This window comes from Phytohabitans kaempferiae, from assembly GCF_042433955.1.
Classification (GTDB): domain Bacteria; phylum Actinomycetota; class Actinomycetes; order Mycobacteriales; family Micromonosporaceae; genus Phytohabitans; species Phytohabitans kaempferiae.
This window is the reverse complement of sequence record NZ_JBHLUH010000085.1, coordinates 1-18,481: the sequence shown is the minus strand read 5'-3', so window position 1 is coordinate 18,481 and position 18,481 is coordinate 1. Positions and strand designations below refer to the sequence as shown.

Sequence of the window (18,481 nt, the reverse complement as noted above, 5' to 3'; positions counted from 1 at the left end):
CGGCGGGCCGGCCGGTCAGGCGTAGGAGTCGACCGGCGGGCAGGCGCACACCAGGTTGCGGTCACCGAAGGCACCGTCGATCCGGCGTACCGGCGGCCAGTACTTCCCCTCGCGGGAGACCCCGTCGGGGTAGGCGGCCACCGAGCGCGGGTACGGATGGGTCCACTCGTCGGCGGTGACCATCGACGCGGTGTGCGGCGCGTTGGCGAGCGGGTTGTCCGCGCCCCAGGTCGCCGCCGCGTCGATCTCGGCACGGATGGCCACCATCGCGTCGCAGAAGCGGTCGAGCTCGGCCAGGTCCTCGGACTCGGTCGGCTCCACCATCAGCGTGCCGGCCACCGGAAACGACATCGTCGGCGCGTGGAAGCCGTAGTCGATCAGGCGCTTGGCCACGTCGTCGACGCTCACGCCGGTCGCCTTGGTCAGCGGCCGCAGGTCGAGGATGCATTCGTGGGCGACCAGGCCCTTGTTGCCCGCGTACAGCACCGGGTAGTGCTCGCGCAGCCGCGCCGCCACGTAATTGGCCGCCAGCACCGCCGCGCCGGTCGCCCGGGTCAGGCCGTCGGCGCCCATCATCCGCAGGTACGCCCACGGGATCGGCAGGATCCCCGCGGACCCGAACGGCGCCGCGGACACCGCCCCCGCCGCCTCGCCACCGCCCGCGGACGGCAGGTACGGCGCCAGGTGGGCACGCACCGCCACCGGCCCGACCCCCGGCCCGCCACCGCCGTGCGGGATGCAGAACGTCTTGTGCAGGTTGAGGTGCGACACGTCGGCGCCGAAGCGGCCCGGCTTGGCGTAGCCGACGAGCGCGTTGAGGTTGGCGCCGTCGACGTACACCTGGCCGCCCGCGTCGTGCACCTTGGCGCAGAGCGAGGCGATGCCGGTCTCGTACACGCCGTGGGTCGAGGGGTACGTCACCATCACCGCCGCGAGCGTGTCGCGGTGCGCGGCGATCTGGCGGTCGAGGTCGACCAGGTCGACGTTGCCGTCCGGGTCGCAGGCCACCACGACCACGCGCATCCCGGCCATCACCGCGCTGGCCGCGTTGGTGCCGTGCGCGCTGGACGGGATCAGGCACACGTCGCGGCCGGTGTCGCCGCGGGACAGGTGGTACGCCCGGATCGCCAGCAGCCCGGCCAGCTCGCCCTGGGAGCCGGCGTTGGGCTGCACGCTCACCGCGTCGTACCCGGTGACCTCGGCGAGCCACCCCTCCAACTGGCCGATCAGCTCCCGGTAGCCGGCCGCCTGCGACGCCGGCGCGAACGGGTGCACGTCGGCGAACTCCGGCCAGGTGACCGGCTCCATCTCGGTGGTGGCGTTGAGCTTCATCGTGCAGGAGCCGAGCGGGATCATGCCGCGGTCGAGCGCGTAGTCCTTGTCGGCGAGGCGCCGCAGGTAGCGCAGCATGGCCGTCTCGGAGTGGTGGCTGTGGAAGACCGGATGCGTGAGGTACTCGGACGCGCGCGCCAGCGGCACCGACGCGGTGACCGGCTCGACCGGGGCGACCCCGAAGGCGGCCCACACCTCGGCCAGGTGCGCGGGCGTGGTCGTCTCGTCGCAGGCGATCCCCACCGCGTCGGGCGAGGCGAGCCGCAGGTTGACCCCGCGCGCCGCGGCGGCCTCGACGACCTCGGCGGCCCGCCCCGGCACCACCGCGGTCACCGTGTCGAAGAAGTCGTCGCTGACCAGCGGCACCCCGCCAGCCCGCAGCCCCGCCGCGAGCGTCGCCGCTCGGTCGGCGACCCGGGACGCGATCGCGCGCAGCCCGGCCGGGCCGTGGTAGACGGCGTACATGCCGGCCATCACGGCGAGCAGCACCTGGGCGGTGCAGATGTTGCTGGTCGCCTTCTCCCGGCGGATGTGCTGCTCGCGGGTCTGCAACGCCAGCCGGTACGCCGGCGCGCCGTCCGCGTCGCGGGAGACGCCCACCAGGCGGCCGGGCAGCATCCGCTCCAGCCCCGCGCGGACCACGAGGTAGCCGGCGTGCGGGCCGCCGAACCCCATCGGTACGCCGAACCGCTGCGTGGTGCCGGCCGCGATGTCGGCGCCGATCTCCCCCGGCGGGCGCAGCAGCGTGAGCGCCAGCAGGTCGGCGGCGACGGTGACCAGCGCGCCGACCCCGTGCGCCGCCTCGACCAGCGCGGCGTGGTCGCGCACCACGCCGGACGCGCCGGGGTACTGGAGGTGCAGCCCGAAGAACTCGCCGGGCAGCGGCTCGGAGGCCAGGTCGACCACCCGCACCGTGATGCCGAGCGGCTCGGCCCGCGTGCGGATGACCGAAAGCGTCTGCGGCAGCGCGTCGGCGTCCACCACGTACACCATGCTGGTGCTCTTGCTCGCGCGGCGGGCGAGGGTCATCGCCTCGGCCGCGGCGGTCGCCTCGTCGAGCATGGAGGCGTTGGCGGTGGTGAGGCCGGTGAGGTCGGCCACCATGGTCTGGAAGTTGAGCAGCGCCTCCAGCCGCCCCTGGCTGATCTCCGGCTGGTACGGCGTGTACGCGGTGTACCAGGCCGGGTTCTCCAGCACGTTGCGGCGGATCACCGCCGGCGTGTGTGTGCCGTGGTAGCCGAGGCCGATCATCGAGACCGCCACGGTGTTGCGCGAGGCGAGCGCGCGCAGCTCGGCGAGCGCCTCCTCCTCGGTGGCGGCCGGCGGCAGGTCGAGCCCCTCGTGCCAGCGGATCACCTCGGGTATCGCGGCGTCCATCAGCTCGTCGAGCGAGCCGTATCCGACGGTCTCCAGCATGCGGCGCTGCTCGGCGCCGGAGGGTCCGATGTGGCGGGCGGCGAAACTCATGGGCGGCTCCTGGAAGGTCGGCTCAGCAACCTCCCCCTCTGTCGCGCCAGCGCTCCAGAGTCGCCTGCCCTCGCGGTCCTTTTGCCTGAGAGGTTCCGGGGAGGATTTGCCCCTTCGGCGCCGCCAGTCGATGCTGGCGGTCTCTCCCGCGCGGGTGGTACCGGCGAGGTCAAACCTACCAGGACGCGTGTTTCGCCCGGATGTCCTGGTCCCCCACAAGATCCACCACCTGGGCGGCCGAGGGACGTTGCGCGATCTCGCAAGGTCCGGTCACGAAGGGATCACGGCGACCGCCGGGTCCGGCGCGGGCTGGTTGCATGGGCGCCGCACAAGGAAGGTCAGGAGTACGCCTTGCACGACATCGCGCTCGAACCACGCGAACGCGCCCTCATCGAGCTGCTCGCCCGCGGGCACACCGACGCCAGCGCGGCCCGCGAGCTGCGCATCAGCGCCCGCTCGGTCTCCTACATCCTGCGCGGGCTGATGGACCGCCTCGGTGTGGACAACCGCTTCCAGCTCGGCCTCGCGCTCGGCGCCCTGCGCGCCGCCCAGCCCGCCGACCCACGGCCTCCGGGCGATCCGCCCGGAGAGGACCGGTGACCGGGGGAGCCTCAGCCCGCCCGGCGGCGCGCCCGCCGGGCGGCCAGCTCGTCGCCCACCATCGCGTCGGTGTCGTCGGCGTCGGCGGCGGCCACCTCGGTCGTCACCGGCGCGCCCGCGGCCGGCTCCGCCGGCAGGTGCGACAGCGAGCCCTGGATCTCCTTGAAGGCGCCGCCGATGGCGATGCCGAACACGCCCTGGCCACCCTGGAGCAGGTCGACGACCTCCTCCGGCGAACGGCACTCGTAAACCGTCGTGCCGTCGGAGATCAGCGTGATGCCGGCCAGGTCGTCGACACCGCGCGAGCGGAGGGTCTCGATCGCCTTCCGGATGTTCTGCAGGGAGACGCCGGCGTCGAGCAGCCGCTTGACCACCTTGAGCACGACCAGGTCGCGAAACGAGTACAGCCGCTGCGTGCCCGAGCCCGAGGCGTCCCGGATGCTCGGCACCACCAGCGCCGTGCGCGCCCAGTAGTCCAGCTGTCGGTAGCTGATCCCGACCGCGTGGCAGGCGGTCACACCGCGATATCCGACGGTGTCGACCTCTTCGCCGCCCACGGCGGCTACTGAGGAGGAACCCTCATCCATGTGGCAACCTCCCAACGGGGCTGTGCCGGCTGGCGCTCGCAAAGAAGGCCCGCGCCGGCCGCCGGGCCAACCCTATAGCGCATGTGGAGGGTTGCCGGGGAAGGTTTGGCCCGACACGCCGCGCCCGAGGGATGGTTCACCCCTAGCCGGCGAAGTCCTCCGGGCGCACCTGCTCCAGGAACTCCCGGAACTTCTCCACCTCGTCTTCCTGCTCGTCCGGGATCACGATCCCGGCCTCGCTCAGCACCTGCTCGGCGCAGCGGATCGGGGCGCCGACACGCAGCGCCAGCGCGATCGAGTCGCTCGGCCGGGCCGAGACCCGCAGCCCGTCGCCGATCAGCAGGTCGGCGTAGAACACGTTTTCCTTCAGCTCGGTGATCTCGACCGCGCGCAACGGGGCCTTCAGGGCCGCCAGGATGTCGCGCAGCAGGTCGTGGGTGAGTGGCCGGGCCGGTTTGACGCCCTGCTGCTCGTACGCGATCGCGGTGGCCTCGACCGCACCGATCCAGATCGGCAGGTAACGGTCGCCCTCGACCTCTCTGAGCAGCACGATCGGCTGGTTGCTGGGCAGCTCCACCCGCACCCCGACCACGCTCAGCTCGCGCACCGCCGCCTCCGTGTGGTTGTGTCTTCCCGCCTCACCGTCACGGTACACGGACCGCCGGTGGCCCGTCCCCTGCGGTTTGTGTCAACGCCACCGAGCCGTTGACACGGCCGCCTCAGCGCCCCAGCGCATCGCGCAGCCCCGCGCGTACCAGCGCCGCGTGCAACTGCTGCGAGAGGCGCGCCAGGTCAGCCGCGGTCTGGTCGGCGCGGGCCCGGGCCGCCGGGTCGTTCTGCCGCGCCAGCGGGGCCAGCAGCTGGGTGAAAAGCCCCACCTCGCGGTCGGCCGCGGCCCGGTACGCGCGCAGGTGCCGGGGCTCCAGCCCGAACGCGGCCAGCCCGGCCACCGCGGTGGCGACGGCGAGCGCGTCGGCGTCGTACCGCCCGGGGGCGATCGGCGCGAGCAGCCCCAGCCGCTCCACCTCGCCGAGCGTCGTCACGTCCAGCCCCGAACGGGCGACCAGCTCGTCGCGGGTCAGCCGCGAGTCACCCTCGGGCGCGGAGCCGACCGCCACCAGGCGCACCGGGGCCGCGTCGCGCGAGGCGAGCTGCTCACGGATCACCCGCAGCGGGAGGTACTGGTCGCGCTGCGCGCTCAGCACGAAGCGCAGCCGGGCGATGTCGTCCCAGCTGTACTTGCGGTAGCCGGCCGGGGTCCGCCGCGGCTCGACGAGCCCCTCCGCCTCGAGAAAGCGCAGCTTGGAGATGGTGGTGTCGGGAAACTCCGCGCGCAGTTCGGCGAGCACCTCGCCAATGCTCATCAGCGCTGGCGGCGGCGCTCCCGCCTCGGCCCGCTCCGCCGTCACCCTCTACCCAGCCCCCTGGTGCTCGTGCGTGGCGCCACCGGGCGCGGTCATCGGGCGTCGTCCGGCCGGGGGCCGGCGATGAAGACGAGGCGGAACTTGCCGATCTGCACCTCGTCGCCGTTGCTGAGCGTGGCCGCCTCGACCCGCTCGCGGTTGACGTACGTGCCGTTGAGGCTCCCCACGTCACGCACCGTGAACGTGCCGCCGTCGCGATGGAACTCCGCGTGCCGCCGGGAAACCGTCACGTCGTCGAGGAAGATGTCGCTGTCCGGATGGCGGCCACTGGTCGTCACGTCGTGGTCGAGCAGGAACCGCGCGCCCGCGTTGGGCCCCCGCCGTACGACGAGCAACGCCATGCCGGGCGGCAGCGAGCCTGACATGCGGCTCGGCACCACGTCCGTGTCAGGCCCCTCGAGCACCTCGTCGAGCGAGCCGAGGTTGAGCGTGGACGTGACGTCGAGTGGGGGAAACTCGTCGTCTGGGCGAGTCATCTGACCACCTCACGGATCTCATTCGGGCAGCGCTGAGCACGGGTCTGGCTCGACTGGGCGAGCCTAGCCAGCGCCGAAATACAGGGTCAACCGGACGCGCGGGCAGATGCCGCGCGAGGTCAGCTCGCCGTCAGTTCACGGTACGCCGAGGCGGTCAACAGCCCTTCGACAGCCGCCGGATCGGCCGGCTCGATCTCGACCAGCCATCCCTCGCCGTACGGGTCGGTGTTGATGACCTCGGGCTCCTCGGCCAGCTTGTCGTTTCGGGCGACCACGGTGCCCGCCAGCGGCGCGTAGATCTCCGACACGCTCTTGGTCGACTCCACCTCGCCGAACGCCTCGCCCGCCGCCACCGCCGCGCCCGGCTCGGGCAGCTGCACGTAGACGATGTCACCGAGCGCGTCCTGGGCGAAATGGGTGATGCCCACCCGCACCGGCCCGCCACCCGCAGCGGCCACCCACTCGTGCTCGGCCGTGTAACGCAGATCCTCGGGAATCACAGACGATCCTTCACATCAGGAGGTGGGACGCGCGTGCTGCAGGCTGGTGGGAGCGCGAAGCGCCGACACGTCGACCACCTCGTGCTCCTGCACGATCACCGTACCGTTGTCGTTCCCCACCGACTCCACCACCCCGCCGGGAATCTTCAGCGCGGTCTCCATGGTCCGGGGCTCGCCGATCACCGTGATCGTGTACGGCGCGGAGAGCCTCCGCCCGTCCACGCCCACGCCGCCCTCCTGGTCGAGAAACCAGGTGGAGGCCACGATCCGCACCGCGGTGCCGTCGGCCCCGGCGATCTGCATCGCCTCCGCGCCCGCGCCGCGCAGCTCCTGCACCGCGTCGAGGATCGCCGACGCCTTCAGCCGCTCCGAGCCCTGCCGGAACTCGACCGTCAGCCCCGGCCCCCGCGCCGGCAGCGTCCCGGCCAGCACGCCCAGCTCGTCGGCGCGCCGCGTGGCCTCGTCGAGCGCCGCCTGGCGGCCCGCCGCGCCCGAGCTGAGCTGCCGCTGGCTGTCTTCCAGGTCGGCGATCTCGTCGCGCAGCCGCTCCTCCCGCGACTCCAGGTCGAAGAGGATGCGCACCAGGTCGTCCTGCCGCGCCGACGCCAGCCCCTGGTCGGCCGAGTTGCTCTTGAGCTGCACCACCAGCGTGAAGCCGAGCAGCGCCAGCAGCACCGCGATGACCACACCGGCCGAGGTCACCGACCGCCTGGCCGCCGCCGGCCGCGCCTCCTCCGCGCGCTCCTCATCGGGTACGGGCGCCGTGTCCCTGGCCGCCTCCGGCGACTCGGGCTCGGCGTCCGGCTCGGGCGCGACCCGGGACGCGGGCGGCGGCGCCTCCGGCCGCCGCGCCTCACCTTCGGCGGCCGGCTCGGCGGCCTCCCGCGGCTCCGGCTCGCCGCCCGGCTCCGGTGCCGGCCAGCCGGTACCGGATGGCTTGTGCTCGTCGCTCACGCCCGTCCCCACCTGACCTCGGCCGGACGCGCGGCGTACCAGATCGTGTGCCCCCTCATGCCCGTCACGCCTTGAAGAGCCGCCGGCGGATCGCCGCGACGTTGCCGAAGATCCGCACCCCGAGCACGACCACCACGCCGGTGGAGAGCTGCCCGCCCACGCCGAGCTGGTCGCCGAGGTAGACGATGAGCGCGGCGACCAGCACGTTCGAGATGAAGGAGATCACGAACTGCTTGTCGTCGAAGATCCCGTCGAGCCGGGCGCGCACACCGCCGAACACCGCGTCGAGCGCGGCCACCACCGCGATCGGCAGGTACGGCTGGAGCGCCGCCGGCACGGTCGGGTCGAGCAGCACGCCGAGCACGACGCCGACCGCCAGGGCTATCACCGCGATCATGCGGGCCCTCCGGGGAAACGTCGAGCGAAGCGGACCGTCTTCGTGGGGTGCTTCATCCTCCGCCTTCCGTGGTGCGAGGGGTGGGCGTGGCGGTCGGTGACGGCGTCGCGAAGCGCAGCTGCGGATCGGACGCCGCCGGGAGCGTGAGGTCGTCGACCTCGCGCACCGAGAACGACATCCCCTCGTCCTCCACCAGCGCCCGGAACAGCCGCGCGGTGGCACTGGCCTTGAAGTCGTCCGCCATGTCGCCGGGGCCGATCGCGCGCACCACGTACGGGCGGGTGACCGGCCGGAAGTCGACCAGGATAGCCGAACCTGCCGCACGGATCGTCGACGTGGCGGTCAGCCGCTGGTCGTTGACGGCGATCGCCTCGGCGCCGGCGCTCCACAGCGCGTTGGCCACGTCCTGCAGGTCGCGGTCGAGGACCCGGCCGAGGTCGGGCTTGCCGGCGCCGGTGACCGCGTCGACCGCGTCCGGCGCGTCGTCCAGCCGCACCTCGACGCCGTCGCCGCTCACCCGGGCCAGCCCGGCGGCCGCCTCCTGGTCGCGCAGCCGGGCCGCGTCGCGGTCGTCGAGCGCCGCGTCACGCTGCCGGGTCACCTCGGCGCGGAGCGCGTCGGCCTCGCGCTGGAGCTCGTCGGTGGCCGCCTGGCGCTGCTCGATCTGGCCGACCAGCCCGGCCCGCGCCTGGCTGCGGGAGGGCTCGTCAGCGACCGTCTGCCGGTAGGCCACCACCAGCAGGAAGCCGACCGCGACCAGCGTGAGCGCGCTCACCAGGCGCACCGCGGCGGCCCGCCAGCCGGTCGGCTCGCCGGCGATCGCCTTGCGCCGGGCCGCGTCGGAGTATCCCTCGTCGAGCGGGTTGCGGAACAGCTCGGTGAGGAAGTCCGGCGCGTACTCGCGGCCCTTGTCGCTTTTGTCGGTCACCGCTCGCCCGCCTGGGCACGCACCAGCTTGACGGTCTGCACCACGTACAACGCCGCGGCGACCCAGTAGAGGACCAGCCCCCACCAGGCCAGCCCCCAGCCGATCGGGAACGCCACGCCGGCCGCCCCCTCCGACGCGTGCGCGAGCAGCAGCACCGGGAACGCCGCCAGGATGATGAAGGTGGCGGTCTTGCCGACGTAGTGCACCGGCGGCGGACCGTACCCGTGCCGGCGCAGCACCGCCAGGCTCGCGACCAGCACCGCCTCGCGGGCCAGCAGCGCGGCGGTGAACTGCCACGGCACCACCTCGCGCACCGTGAAGGCGACCAGCGTGGCCAGGATGTAGAGGCGGTCGACGGCGGGGTCGAGCAGCTCGCCGAGGCGGCTCACCTGGCCGAGACGGCGGGCGACGTATCCGTCGACCCAGTCGGTGGTGCCCCCCACCGCGAGGACCACGACCGCGGCCACGTCGGCCTCCGGCCCCAACAGAAGATAGAGGAACAGGGGCACGCCGAGCAGGCGCACGAAGCTGATCGCGTTGGGAACCGTGAGGACCCGGGAAGTATGGGCGCCCCCGTACGACACCGAGCCTCCCTCCGCTCCCCCCTTGCAGCGGTTGAACTATATCCACCTCACCTTCGGGAGGTGTGCGGCACACCCCGTAGAGCGTCCTAGGACGTTGGGTCTGACCTCGTGGCCGGGCGCAACTTAACCGGTTGATTTGAATGGGGCATTCATCTACGCTGATGCGGTCCCCCGGGAGCCGGGTGGTCGTCGTGGGGCTTTGGGCACAGCCCCTCCACCGGACCTTTCGCAGCCGGATCGGCGTGGCGCTGGCGCGCCGCGACCCTCCGGGAAGGTTCGCCGTCCCCTTCGGGCTCCTTTTCGAGGTGATCCATGAAAAGAAAGATCGCGATCGTCGGCGCGGCGGCACTCGCCCTCGTCGCCTCGGTCATCTTCTTCGTCAAGCCGGCCGACGCCGCCGTGGGCCTGCGGGTCAACAACGGCCGCATCGTCGAGGCCAACGGCACCAACGTGGTGATGCGCGGGGTCAGCCACCCGCACGTCTGGTACACCGGCCAGACCAGCTCGTTCGCCAACATCAAGGCGCTCGGCGCCAACACCGTGCGCGTGGTGCTCGGCAGCGGCCAGCGGTGGGGCCCGAGCAACGACCTCGCCACCGTCGTCAACCTGTGCCGCACCAACCGCCTGCTCTGCGTGCTCGAGGTGCACGACACCACCGGCTACGGCGAGGAGGGCGCGGCCGCCACGCTCGACCAGGCGGCCAGCTACTGGATCGGCCAGCGCAGCGTGCTCGCCGGCACCGAGAACTTCATCGTCATCAACATCGGCAACGAGCCGTTCGGCAACAACGAGAGCGTCTCGGCCACCTGGCCCACCGCCACGTCCAACGCGATCGGCCGGCTGCGCAACGCCGGCTTCGAGCACCTGATCATGGTGGACGCGCCCATGTGGGGCCAGGACTGGCGCTTCATCATGCGGGACAACGCGCAGGCGGTCTTCAACTCCGACCCGCAGCGCAACACCGTCTTCTCGATCCACATGTACGGCGTCTTCGACACCGCCGCGGAGATCCAGGACTACCTGGGCCGCTTCCGCACGGCGGGCCTGCCGATCGTGGTCGGCGAGTTCGGCCACAACCACTCGGACGGCAACCCCGACGAGGACACGATCATGTCGTACACGCAGACCAACGGCATCGGGTACATCGGCTGGTCGTGGAGCGGCAACGGCGGCGGCGTCGAGTACCTCGACATGGTCACCAACTTCAACCCCGCCCAGCTCACCTCGTGGGGCCAGCGCATCTTCAACGGCGCCAACGGCATCCGGCAGACCTCGCGGGAGCTCAGCTGGTTCGGCGGCAACCCGACCACCCCGCCGACCAGCAGCCCCACCACCCGCCCACCGACGACGCCACCGACCACGCCGCCCACCACCCCGCCCACGACGCAGCCGACCACGCCCCCGCCGGGCGGGCGCACCTGCGCCGTGACGTACTCGGTGATCGGCCAGTGGCCGGGCGGCTTCCAGGGCGAGGTGCGGGTCACCGCCGGCGGCTCCGCGATCAGCGGCTGGACCGTCAACTGGACGTTCGGCTCCGGCCAGACCGTCAACCAGTCCTGGAACGCGAACATCACCTCCAGCGGCTCCGCCGTCACCGCCCGCAACGTCGCCTACAACGGCAGCCTGGGCGCCGGCGCGAGCACGACGTTCGGCTTCATCGGCTCCTGGAACGGCGCCAACACCAACCCGACCCCCACCTGCACCGCCAGCTGAGGGTTCCGCGCCACGGGGCCCCGCCGCACACGCGGCGGGGCCCCGTCGCGTACGCGCCCGGCTCAGACCCGGCTGGCCGGCCGGACGAACAGCCGCGCCGCCGAGGTGCCCAGGCCGGTCGGTCCCCGCGGGACGGTGACCCCGGCTCCGCCCGGCGCGGCCACCGTGGCGGGCGGGCGACCGCCGGGCACGGACCACGGGCCACCGAGTACCGGCGGGAGTCCGCCCGCGGCGAGCGGACCCGCGAAGCCGCCACCGGGGCCCGGCCCGCCCCGCCGCAGCTCCGCCTCGTCGTAGCGGCGGGTCAGCCGGTGCCACCGCAGCACGCCGGCCATCCAGTCGCGCAGCTCCTGGACGTACGCCTCCAACGCCGCCCGCGCCGGCCCGTCCAGCCCGAAGTCCTCGTACAGCACCGGCAGCTCGGTCGCCGCGGTCCGCTCGAACTGGCGTACCCGCGCGGTCATCAGGTCGTTGGTCACCGCCGCCGCCGTGTCCGGGTCGCAGTCGAGGAAGTGCTGGACGACCAGCACCCCGTTGTGCGTCTCCCCCTCGAACTCGACCTCCTTCTGGTACGAGTAGAGGTCGTTGACGAGGCAGGCGAAGTCCATCGCCGAGTTCTCCAGGCCGCGGATCGGCCGGGTCCGCCAGACCTCCGGCGGCAGCAGCCGGCCGTGCCCGAGCCGGGCCAGGCTCATCGTCAGCTCCGAGCCGAAGGTGCGGCGGCGCATCTCCACGTAGTCGACCGGGTCCGGGATGCGGTGCTGGACGTGGTTGGCCAGCTCCCACAGCCAGCTTTCGGTCATGCTCTCGATCGCGGCGCGCAGCTGCCGGCGCCCCGCCAGCGCCAGGCCGGCGGTCGTACGGGTCCACAGGTCGGCCAGCCCGCTCTCCACGGGCGTGGACGGCGCCGCGGTGACCGGGCCCTCCTCCGGCATGAACTGCCGCAGCCGTTCGTGGAACAGCCGCGCCCCGACCACGTCCCGGCTGGTGTTGAAGACCAGCGGGAAGTAGTCGTCGCCGTACGTGCCCCAGGCCAGCCACTGCGCCGACCGGTCCAGCTCCTCGGGCGTGGCGTCCGGGTCGAGGCCGGCCGAGCAGAGCGCGAAGTCGAAGCCGCGCAGCTTCCGCTCGTCCCACAGGCCGGCCCCGGGCACTCCGGGCGGGGCGTCGATCATCCGCATCTGCCGGCACCACGCCACCGTGGCCTCGCGGGCGCGGTCCAGGTGCGGGCTGGTCCCCACCTCGAACGGCAGGTACGTCTCCGGCACGCGCAGGTGCCCCACCGGCGCGTACGGCGTGTACGCGCGGGACCGGGCCAGCCGCGCCGCGCCGGTGCCGAAGCCGGTCGGTCCGAAGTGGACCGGAGCGCCCTTGTTCATGTACCGGCTGGAGCGCAGGTGCCACTCGTGCCCGCCGGCCTGCCAGTCCTGGAGCCCCTTGACGTACCGCAGCACGTCGGCGCACTGGGCCGGGTCGAGGCCGTGCTCGGCCAGCAGCGGCGGCACCTCGGTCAGCGCCGTGTTCTCGAACTGCTGGAGCCGCGAGGTGAGCAGGTCGTTCACCGTGTCCGCGGCACGCTGCGGGTCGCAGCCGAGAAACCGTTCCATCACCAGGACGCCGTTGTTGAGCTCGCCCTCGGACTCGGTCTCCCGCTGGTACGAGAAGATGTCGTTGCGCAGGTGGACGCCGTCGGAGAAGGCGTCCTTGAGCACCCGCATGGGCCGGCTCGCCGCGATCACGGCCGGCACCTCGGCGTGCACCGCGTGCTCCACCAGGTCGGCCGACCACGGCGCGCCGCCGACCTTGCGGCGCATCTCCACGTACTCCACGGGGTTGGGAACGCGCGCCTCGCTGATGTTGGACAGCTCCCACAGCGACTCCTCCAGCAACGCCCGCGTGCTCTCCGCGAACCGCTCCCGCCACGCCTCCGACCGCGCCGGCACCGTGCGCCGCCACAGGTCGGCCAGGCCCGCCTCGACCGCGTTCGTCGGCTCCGGCATCCCGTCCGGCGAGCGCACCGGCATGAACGCGCGCAGCCGTTCCAGGTAGGCCCTGGCGCCCGGGATGTTCCGCGTCTTCTTGTAGACCTCCAGGAAGTGGTCGTCGAAGAAGAAGACCCACACGTACCAGTCGGTCACCAGGTCCAGGTCGGCGGCGCCGGCGTCCGGATGCGTGTACGCGCACAGCAGCGCGTAGTCGTGCTGGTCGAAGTCCGACTCGTCCCAGATCCCCGAGCCCTCGATCATCACCATCTCGCGGGCCCACGCCTTGGAGTGGGCGCGGGCCTGTTCGAGGTGGGGGTTGAGCCGGGCCGGGTGGGGCGCGTAGAAATCGGGCAGCCGGAAGGGTTGGGTCACGGGGGGGCCAGCCTTTCTCGAAGGTCCGGACCCCCTGATCAGATCAGCCGGTTACCGCCCGAGTCATCCGAAAACACCCGATTGTGTGGCTCACAGGGGCGGCGGCGGGACGCGGTAGCTGTCGGTGTAGTAGGTGCCGACCCGCTCCCGGTACTCGGGCGTGCCGAACGTCTCCTTGTCGTACTCGGGAGAGTTCTTGATCTGGTCCTTCGTGCGGTCGACGTAGACCTTGCGCTCGGTGTGGTCGACGTTCTGCACCGTGCCGGCCGGGAGCAGCACCTTGCGGCCGAAGATCCACGGACCGGTGTCCACGACCAGGTACGCCTCGCCGACCTCGTGGGTGGCCTCGTCGATCGAGCCGATCCCGCCGTCGGTCGCCTCGACGTGGAAGCCGGCCAGGCTCGCGCCCGCCTCCTCGTCGGCCTGGATGCTCTCGCCGCGCCCCTCCTCGGGGAGCCGGTCGCGGCCCAGCAGCATGGCCGGGTCACGCCAGGCCCAGGGGATGAACGGTTGCATGTCCGCCTCCTTTCCTCCCCCACCTCGTACCCCGCGGCGGGCCCGGTCAACCCCCGCCGGCCGGTCGAGCGCCGTCCAACCTGGACAGTGCACAGCGGACAGGCGGCGGCGGTCAGGCGGCGGCGCGGTCGCCGAGCGGGCGGCGGCGCTGGGCCGGGTCGGCGAGGTACGGACTGCGCCACGCGCCGTCCGGGTGGTACATGTCGGTGCCCGGCGGCACGATCTCGTCGATCCGGTCGAGGGCCGCGTCGTCGAGCGCGAGCGCCGCGCCCTCGATGAGCCCGTCGAGCTGCTCCATCGTGCGCGGCCCGATGATCACCGAGGTGACCGCGGGATGCGCGGCGGCGAACGCGACCGCGAGCTGCGGCAGCGTGTGGCCGAGCTCGTCGGCGAGCGCGACGAGCCGCTCGACCGCGTCGAGCTTGGCGACGTTCTCCGCGATGGCGGGGTCGAAGCGCAGGGGGTTGAGGCGCGCCCGGCCGGTGGTCAGGTCGACCGGCCGGTCCTTGCGGATCTTGCCGGAGAGGAAGCCGGAGGCGAGCGGGCTCCAGGTCAGCACGCCCATGCCGTACCGCCGGGCGACCGGCAGCACGGCCGACTCCACGCCCCGGGCCAGGATCGAGTACGGCGGCTGCTCGGTGCGGAAGCGGCCCAGCCCGCGCCGCTCGGCCACCTGGTGCGCCTCGACGATCTCCTCCGCCGGGAAGGTGGAGCAGCCGAACGCCCGGATCTTCCCGGCCCGGACCAGGTCGGTGAGCGCGCTCAGCGTCTCCTCGACGTCGGTGGTGTGGTCGGGGCGGTGGATCTGGTACAGGTCGATCCAGTCGGTGCCGAGGCGGCGCAGGCTCTCCTCCACCTCACGCACGATCCAGCGCCGCGAGTTGCCGCCCCGGTTGGGCCCCTCGCCCATCGGGAAGTGCACCTTCGTGGCGAGCACGACGTCGTCGCGCCGCCCTCGCAGCGCCTTGCCGACGATCTCCTCGGACTCGCCCGCGGAGTACATGTCCGCGGTGTCCACGAAGTTGATCCCCTGGTCGAGCGCGGCGTGGACGATCCGCGCGCAGTCGTCGTGGTCGGGGTTGCCGACCGCGCCGAACATCATCGTGCCCAGGCAGTGGACGCTGACCTGGATACCGGTTCCCCCGAGTACGCGGTAACGCATGATCACGAGCGTAGGACTTCGAGCGGACTCGGAGTCAAGCCGAGCCGGTCGGCTGCGGCTCGGGCCGCGGCACCTGCTCGGCGGCGGCCCGGCGGCGGACGAGCGGGCGAGCCACCGCGGCGGCCCCGGCCAGCGCGAGCACCGGCATCAGCGCGGTCAGCGGGCGCAGCCCGACCACCTCGTCGACGGTCGCGGAGAGCACCAGCGCGGCGGCGACCGCGCCGGCCGCGAACGGCACGGCGGGCTCGTCCCGCCAGGCCCGTACGCCGACCACGGCGACCAGCGCCACGATGGCGACCAGCATGAAGTCGGAGCCGACCGGTATCCAGCCGACGGTCACCGCCGGGTCGCCGGCGGCGGTGCCGACGATGTCGCGGCCGGCGGCCAGGCGCGTGCCCAGCGCGACGGCGACGGCGACGAGCGCGGCGAGCGGGTAGGGCGCCCAGGCGTTGCGCGGCCCGTCCCGGTCGACCCGGGTCGCCCAGACCGCGACCGCGCCCGCGACGACCACGCCGGCGAACGGGTCCATCGCCGTGGCGAGCAGTACGCCCGCGGCGAAGCCCCACGCCCCGCCGCGCGGCGCCCGGCCGTGCCACGGCAGCGCGCAGAGCCCGGCGGCGACGGCCAGCGCGGCGTACGGCTCGAGGAACTCCGGCCGGGCCAGCGGCACCATCACCGTCGGCACGAACATGAGCGCGGCGCCGACCAGGCCCCAGCGCCCCCAGAGGCGGCTGCCCAGCCAGGCGACGAGCGCGATCGCGGCGCCGTACCCGAGGATCGGCGTGAGGCTGTCGGGCCAGGTCGCCACCGTCGGCTCGGGCAGCGCGGGGCCGCTGCCGACCGACGCCTTGCGCACGTTGACGTCGCGGATCACGAGGGCCAGCAGCAGGTACGCGGCGGCGAGCGCGACCCACGCGGCGGGCGGCACGCGGGACGGCGCCGGGGGCGGCGGGCCGGCGGAGGGCGACTCGGTGGCGAGCGCCGGGCGGCGGCCGGCCGCGAGGTCGGCGACGAGGGCCAACGCGGCGAGCAGGTACGTCGGGTAGTTCGGCGTGTGGTACCGGAAGATCGAGTCGTCGTTGACGATCAGGTTGAGCGCGAGGGTGGTGGCGACCATGCCCACCACCAGCGCGGAGAGCTCGCTGCGGAAGCGCCACACCAGGCTCACGAGCACGGTCAGCAGCACGGTGGTGAGGACCAGGTCGGTGCGGACGTGGTTCCAGTCGCCGGCCAGGATGCGCCCCGCGGTCGCCGGCACCGACGCGGCCACCTCGGCGAGCCCGTGCGTGCCGGTGTTCGTCTCGTAGGTGGCGAGCGTGGAGAAGCTGCCCGCGTACGAGGCGGTCATCTGCCCCTGCGCCCAGACGATCACGCCGCTGGCGAGCACGCCAGCGAGGGCGAACGGCGCCCAGGCGTTTTTCAGCCGCCGGTCGCGGACGGCGACGAGCAGCCAGGCGAGGGCGGTGCCGGCGGTGACCGAGATCGCGAACTGCCGGGTGAAGAGCCCCAGCCCGAGCAGCACCACGAACCACACCACGTCGCGCCAGGTGGTGCGCCGGCGCAGCGGCAGCGCGAGCAGCGCGGCGGTGGTGAACGCCATCGCGAGCGCCTCGGTGTTGGCGTGCACCGCCCAGTTGGCGGCGAGCCACGGGGTGATCGCGAGCGTGCCGGCCAGCAGCCCCCACCGCGCCCCGAACATCCGGGTCGCGAGGACGGCGAGGCAGGCGACGCCGGCCGCGTACGCGACGACGGAGAGCGCCACCATCGACCACGGCCCGAAGACCGCCACGAACGGCGCCGCGAGCAGCCGGGTCATCACCCGCGGGCCCACGGTCGCGGCGTAGTCGCCGGCGAAGTACATCCGGTAGTTTTCCGCATGGCACCACGGCAGGCTCGAGGTGGCGCACTCGATGCCGTCCTTGTCGGCGAGGAACTCGACCGTGCGCCGCACCGCCTCCGGCTCGGTGTCGCCCAGCAGCCGGAAGATCCAGGCCAGGTGGAACGCCGTGTCCGGGCCCCACTGGACCCGGGTAACGATCGTCACGTAGACCGTCGCCACGTACAGAACCGCCAGGAAGATCCAGCCGAGCGGCGGTAGCGACCGGGCCGAACGGGTCGTCACCGCACGCTCTCTCGATACCTCGCCCGCACGACATCAAGCTATCAAGCGCGCCGATCTGCGGAAACGCCAAGGGGACGGCGATGTTCGACGCGTCGCGCGCGGGCTACCGCCCGATGGTCCACGGAAGGTAGCTGTTCAGGATCTCCTTGGTGGGCAGGTCGGTGACCAGATGACCCTTGCCGATCTCGGAGTACGCGACCAGCCGCCGCGCCTCTCCGTGCCGTCGGGCCAGGTAGGTGCGGTGCCCGGCGGTGGCCCGCATCTCCCGGGTCGCGCGCCGATAGGCGTCGTACGCGTCCGGCTCGAGCACGAAGCCCAGCCGGTCGTCGAGCTCCTTCGCCAGGAACATCTCGTCGAGTACGCAGGCGTGGATGCTCGCCACGTCGTCGGCGTCGCTGACGTAGTTGAGCACCGGCACGGCGGCGCCGGTGTCGCGCAGCGCCGCGGTGGTGGTCAGGTAGGCGCGCAGCGAGTGGTACAGCGCGGTGACCTGGATGACCGCGGTGGTGCGCCACTCGGTGGCGAAGCGCGCGATCGACTCGGCCTTGTCCCGCGTGTTGCGCGACTCGTGGCAGATCACCGGCTCCGCCTCGCTGCCCGCGCACCACTCCCGAATCGCCTCCGGCGGCGCGTCGCCGCCGGCACCGCCGACGACCACGAAATCGCAGGAACGGCCGCCGCGGGCGATGGCCCGGTGGAGGACCAGGCCGGCCATGACCCGTTCGCGGTACTCGACCGGATCGTCCCCTTTCTGCTCGACGACGACGGCACAGCGGGTGGCCTCGCTGGCGGTCAGCAGACCGGCGACGGGTGTGATGCGCATGCGGGAATCCTCGCGACTCGACGTGCTCGTGCGATGACACAGAGTAGCGGAGCCCGGGCCGTTTCATTGGTAGCGTGCGGCCGTGGGGTTCGCGGACCTGATCGAGCGGGTCGCCCGGGGCTTCGAGGTCATCGGCGTCGCGGTGCTGGTGGTCGGGCTCCTGTGGTCGGTCGCCGTCGCGCTCCGGCTGTGGCGCTCCAACGGCGGGCGGCGGGCCTACCGGTCCATGCGCGAGCTGTTCGGCGGCGCGCTGCTGCTGGGGCTGGAGGTGCTGGTCGCCGCCGACCTCATCCGCACGGTCGCGATCAAGCCGACGCTGGAGGGCGTGGTCGTGCTCGGGCTGATCGTGCTGATCCGCACGTTCCTCAGCTTCTCCTTGCAGGTCGAGATCGACGGCGTGCCGCCCTGGCGACGCGCCCTGACCAGCGGCGCGACCGTGATGTCCCGGGCCGCCGCCCGCGCCCGCCCGGCCGCGGAGCCACCTAGACGAGTGATGCGGGGAGTTATCGGCTGGTTCAGTGGTCGAAGGCGATCAGGCT

18 protein-coding genes and 1 riboswitch are annotated in these 18,481 nt (G+C 72.9%); of the genes, 3 read left to right on the top strand and 15 right to left on the bottom strand.

Translation table 11 applies throughout. The features are described 5' to 3' along the window. Positions 1-15: 15 nt before the first annotated feature. Positions 16-2,799, bottom strand: coding sequence for an aminomethyl-transferring glycine dehydrogenase (gcvP, locus tag ACFFIA_RS38985; protein WP_377261437.1), 2,784 nt, complete (start codon positions 2,797-2,799; stop codon positions 16-18). Positions 2,800-2,862: 63 nt separating this feature from the next. Beyond that, a riboswitch (glycine riboswitch) is annotated at positions 2,863-2,958 on the bottom strand. Between the two features lie 192 nt (positions 2,959-3,150). Here gcvP and ACFFIA_RS38980 point away from each other — a divergent pair. Then, positions 3,151-3,399: a LuxR C-terminal-related transcriptional regulator gene (locus tag ACFFIA_RS38980; RefSeq protein ID WP_377261435.1), complete on the top strand. Its 249-nt coding sequence runs from the start codon at positions 3,151-3,153 to the stop codon at positions 3,397-3,399. A gap of 11 nt (positions 3,400-3,410) precedes the next feature. Here ACFFIA_RS38980 and ACFFIA_RS38975 read toward each other — a convergent pair whose 3' ends face one another. The 9 genes from ACFFIA_RS38975 to clsA form a co-directional block, all read right to left on the bottom strand. Then, on the bottom strand, positions 3,411-3,986 hold the full coding sequence (locus tag ACFFIA_RS38975; protein WP_377261432.1) for a MerR family transcriptional regulator: 576 nt from the start codon (positions 3,984-3,986) through the stop codon (positions 3,411-3,413). 142 nt (positions 3,987-4,128) lie between these two features. Beyond that, the gene (locus ACFFIA_RS38970; RefSeq protein ID WP_377261429.1) at positions 4,129-4,593 is read right to left on the bottom strand and encodes a bifunctional nuclease family protein; all 465 of its coding nucleotides are present in this window, start codon (positions 4,591-4,593) and stop codon (positions 4,129-4,131) included. A gap of 112 nt (positions 4,594-4,705) precedes the next feature. After that, positions 4,706-5,350 carry a transcriptional regulator FtsR gene (ftsR, locus tag ACFFIA_RS38965; RefSeq protein WP_377261481.1) on the bottom strand — a complete coding sequence of 215 codons (645 nt, stop codon included), beginning with the start codon at positions 5,348-5,350 and terminating at the stop codon, positions 4,706-4,708. A gap of 92 nt (positions 5,351-5,442) precedes the next feature. After that, a complete protein-coding gene (gene odhI / locus ACFFIA_RS38960; protein ID WP_377261426.1) occupies positions 5,443-5,886 on the bottom strand; it encodes an oxoglutarate dehydrogenase inhibitor Odhl in 444 nt (147 codons plus the stop codon). Positions 5,887-6,005: 119 nt separating this feature from the next. Beyond that, positions 6,006-6,386: a glycine cleavage system protein GcvH gene (gcvH, locus tag ACFFIA_RS38955; RefSeq protein ID WP_377261424.1), complete on the bottom strand. Its 381-nt coding sequence runs from the start codon at positions 6,384-6,386 to the stop codon at positions 6,006-6,008. Between the two features lie 15 nt (positions 6,387-6,401). Next, complete coding sequence (locus ACFFIA_RS38950) at positions 6,402-7,340, bottom strand: DUF881 domain-containing protein (protein WP_377261421.1); 939 nt, start codon at positions 7,338-7,340, stop codon at positions 6,402-6,404. 64 nt (positions 7,341-7,404) lie between these two features. Beyond that, the gene (locus ACFFIA_RS38945; RefSeq protein ID WP_377261418.1) at positions 7,405-7,737 is read right to left on the bottom strand and encodes a small basic family protein; all 333 of its coding nucleotides are present in this window, start codon (positions 7,735-7,737) and stop codon (positions 7,405-7,407) included. A gap of 52 nt (positions 7,738-7,789) precedes the next feature. Beyond that, positions 7,790-8,665 (bottom strand): DUF881 domain-containing protein, encoded by an 876-nt coding sequence (locus ACFFIA_RS38940; RefSeq protein ID WP_377261416.1) that lies wholly within the window; start codon positions 8,663-8,665, stop codon positions 7,790-7,792. Continuing rightward, positions 8,662-9,249 (bottom strand): cardiolipin synthase ClsA, encoded by a 588-nt coding sequence (clsA, locus tag ACFFIA_RS38935; protein ID WP_377261414.1) that lies wholly within the window; start codon positions 9,247-9,249, stop codon positions 8,662-8,664. The genes ACFFIA_RS38940 and clsA overlap by 4 nt, the downstream gene beginning before the upstream one ends. A 312-nt stretch (positions 9,250-9,561) precedes the next feature. Between clsA and ACFFIA_RS38930 the strand changes: the two genes are divergently transcribed. Then, positions 9,562-10,962 (top strand): cellulase family glycosylhydrolase, encoded by a 1,401-nt coding sequence (locus ACFFIA_RS38930; RefSeq protein ID WP_377261411.1) that lies wholly within the window; start codon positions 9,562-9,564, stop codon positions 10,960-10,962. A gap of 62 nt (positions 10,963-11,024) precedes the next feature. Here the strand turns inward: ACFFIA_RS38930 and ACFFIA_RS38925 are convergent, their stop codons facing one another. The 5 genes from ACFFIA_RS38925 to ACFFIA_RS38905 form a co-directional block, all read right to left on the bottom strand. After that, positions 11,025-13,319 carry a terpene synthase family protein gene (locus ACFFIA_RS38925; RefSeq protein WP_377261409.1) on the bottom strand — a complete coding sequence of 765 codons (2,295 nt, stop codon included), beginning with the start codon at positions 13,317-13,319 and terminating at the stop codon, positions 11,025-11,027. A gap of 90 nt (positions 13,320-13,409) precedes the next feature. After that, positions 13,410-13,835 carry a PRC-barrel domain-containing protein gene (locus tag ACFFIA_RS38920; protein ID WP_377261407.1) on the bottom strand — a complete coding sequence of 142 codons (426 nt, stop codon included), beginning with the start codon at positions 13,833-13,835 and terminating at the stop codon, positions 13,410-13,412. A gap of 112 nt (positions 13,836-13,947) precedes the next feature. Then, positions 13,948-14,997 (bottom strand): aldo/keto reductase, encoded by a 1,050-nt coding sequence (locus tag ACFFIA_RS38915; protein ID WP_377261405.1) that lies wholly within the window; start codon positions 14,995-14,997, stop codon positions 13,948-13,950. 34 nt (positions 14,998-15,031) lie between these two features. After that, positions 15,032-17,119: an ArnT family glycosyltransferase gene (locus ACFFIA_RS38910; protein WP_377261402.1), complete on the bottom strand. Its 2,088-nt coding sequence runs from the start codon at positions 17,117-17,119 to the stop codon at positions 15,032-15,034. 103 nt (positions 17,120-17,222) lie between these two features. Further along, positions 17,223-17,942: an ElyC/SanA/YdcF family protein gene (locus ACFFIA_RS38905; RefSeq protein WP_377261400.1), complete on the bottom strand. Its 720-nt coding sequence runs from the start codon at positions 17,940-17,942 to the stop codon at positions 17,223-17,225. An 82-nt stretch (positions 17,943-18,024) separates the two neighbouring features. Between ACFFIA_RS38905 and ACFFIA_RS38900 the strand changes: the two genes are divergently transcribed. Then, positions 18,025-18,481 (top strand): DUF1622 domain-containing protein (locus tag ACFFIA_RS38900; protein ID WP_377261398.1); only part of this gene is annotated, 457 nt, incomplete at its 3' end.

What these genes read in the sequence shown, in the direction of transcription:
- gcvP (WP_377261437.1), bottom strand. Translation starts at nt 2,799, where the DNA reads ATGAGTTTCGCCGCCCGCCACATCGGACCCTCCGGCGCCGAGCAGCGC.
- ACFFIA_RS38975 (WP_377261432.1), bottom strand. Translation starts at nt 3,986, where the DNA reads ATGGATGAGGGTTCCTCCTCAGTAGCCGCCGTGGGCGGCGAAGAGGTC.
- ftsR (WP_377261481.1), bottom strand. Translation starts at nt 5,350, where the DNA reads ATGAGCATTGGCGAGGTGCTCGCCGAACTGCGCGCGGAGTTTCCCGAC.
- odhI (WP_377261426.1), bottom strand. Translation starts at nt 5,886, where the DNA reads ATGACTCGCCCAGACGACGAGTTTCCCCCACTCGACGTCACGTCCACG.
- ACFFIA_RS38945 (WP_377261418.1), bottom strand. Translation starts at nt 7,737, where the DNA reads ATGATCGCGGTGATAGCCCTGGCGGTCGGCGTCGTGCTCGGCGTGCTG.
- ACFFIA_RS38930 (WP_377261411.1), top strand. Translation starts at nt 9,562, where the DNA reads ATGAAAAGAAAGATCGCGATCGTCGGCGCGGCGGCACTCGCCCTCGTC.
- ACFFIA_RS38920 (WP_377261407.1), bottom strand. Translation starts at nt 13,835, where the DNA reads ATGCAACCGTTCATCCCCTGGGCCTGGCGTGACCCGGCCATGCTGCTG.
- ACFFIA_RS38915 (WP_377261405.1), bottom strand. Translation starts at nt 14,997, where the DNA reads ATGCGTTACCGCGTACTCGGGGGAACCGGTATCCAGGTCAGCGTCCAC.
- ACFFIA_RS38905 (WP_377261400.1), bottom strand. Translation starts at nt 17,942, where the DNA reads ATGCGCATCACACCCGTCGCCGGTCTGCTGACCGCCAGCGAGGCCACC.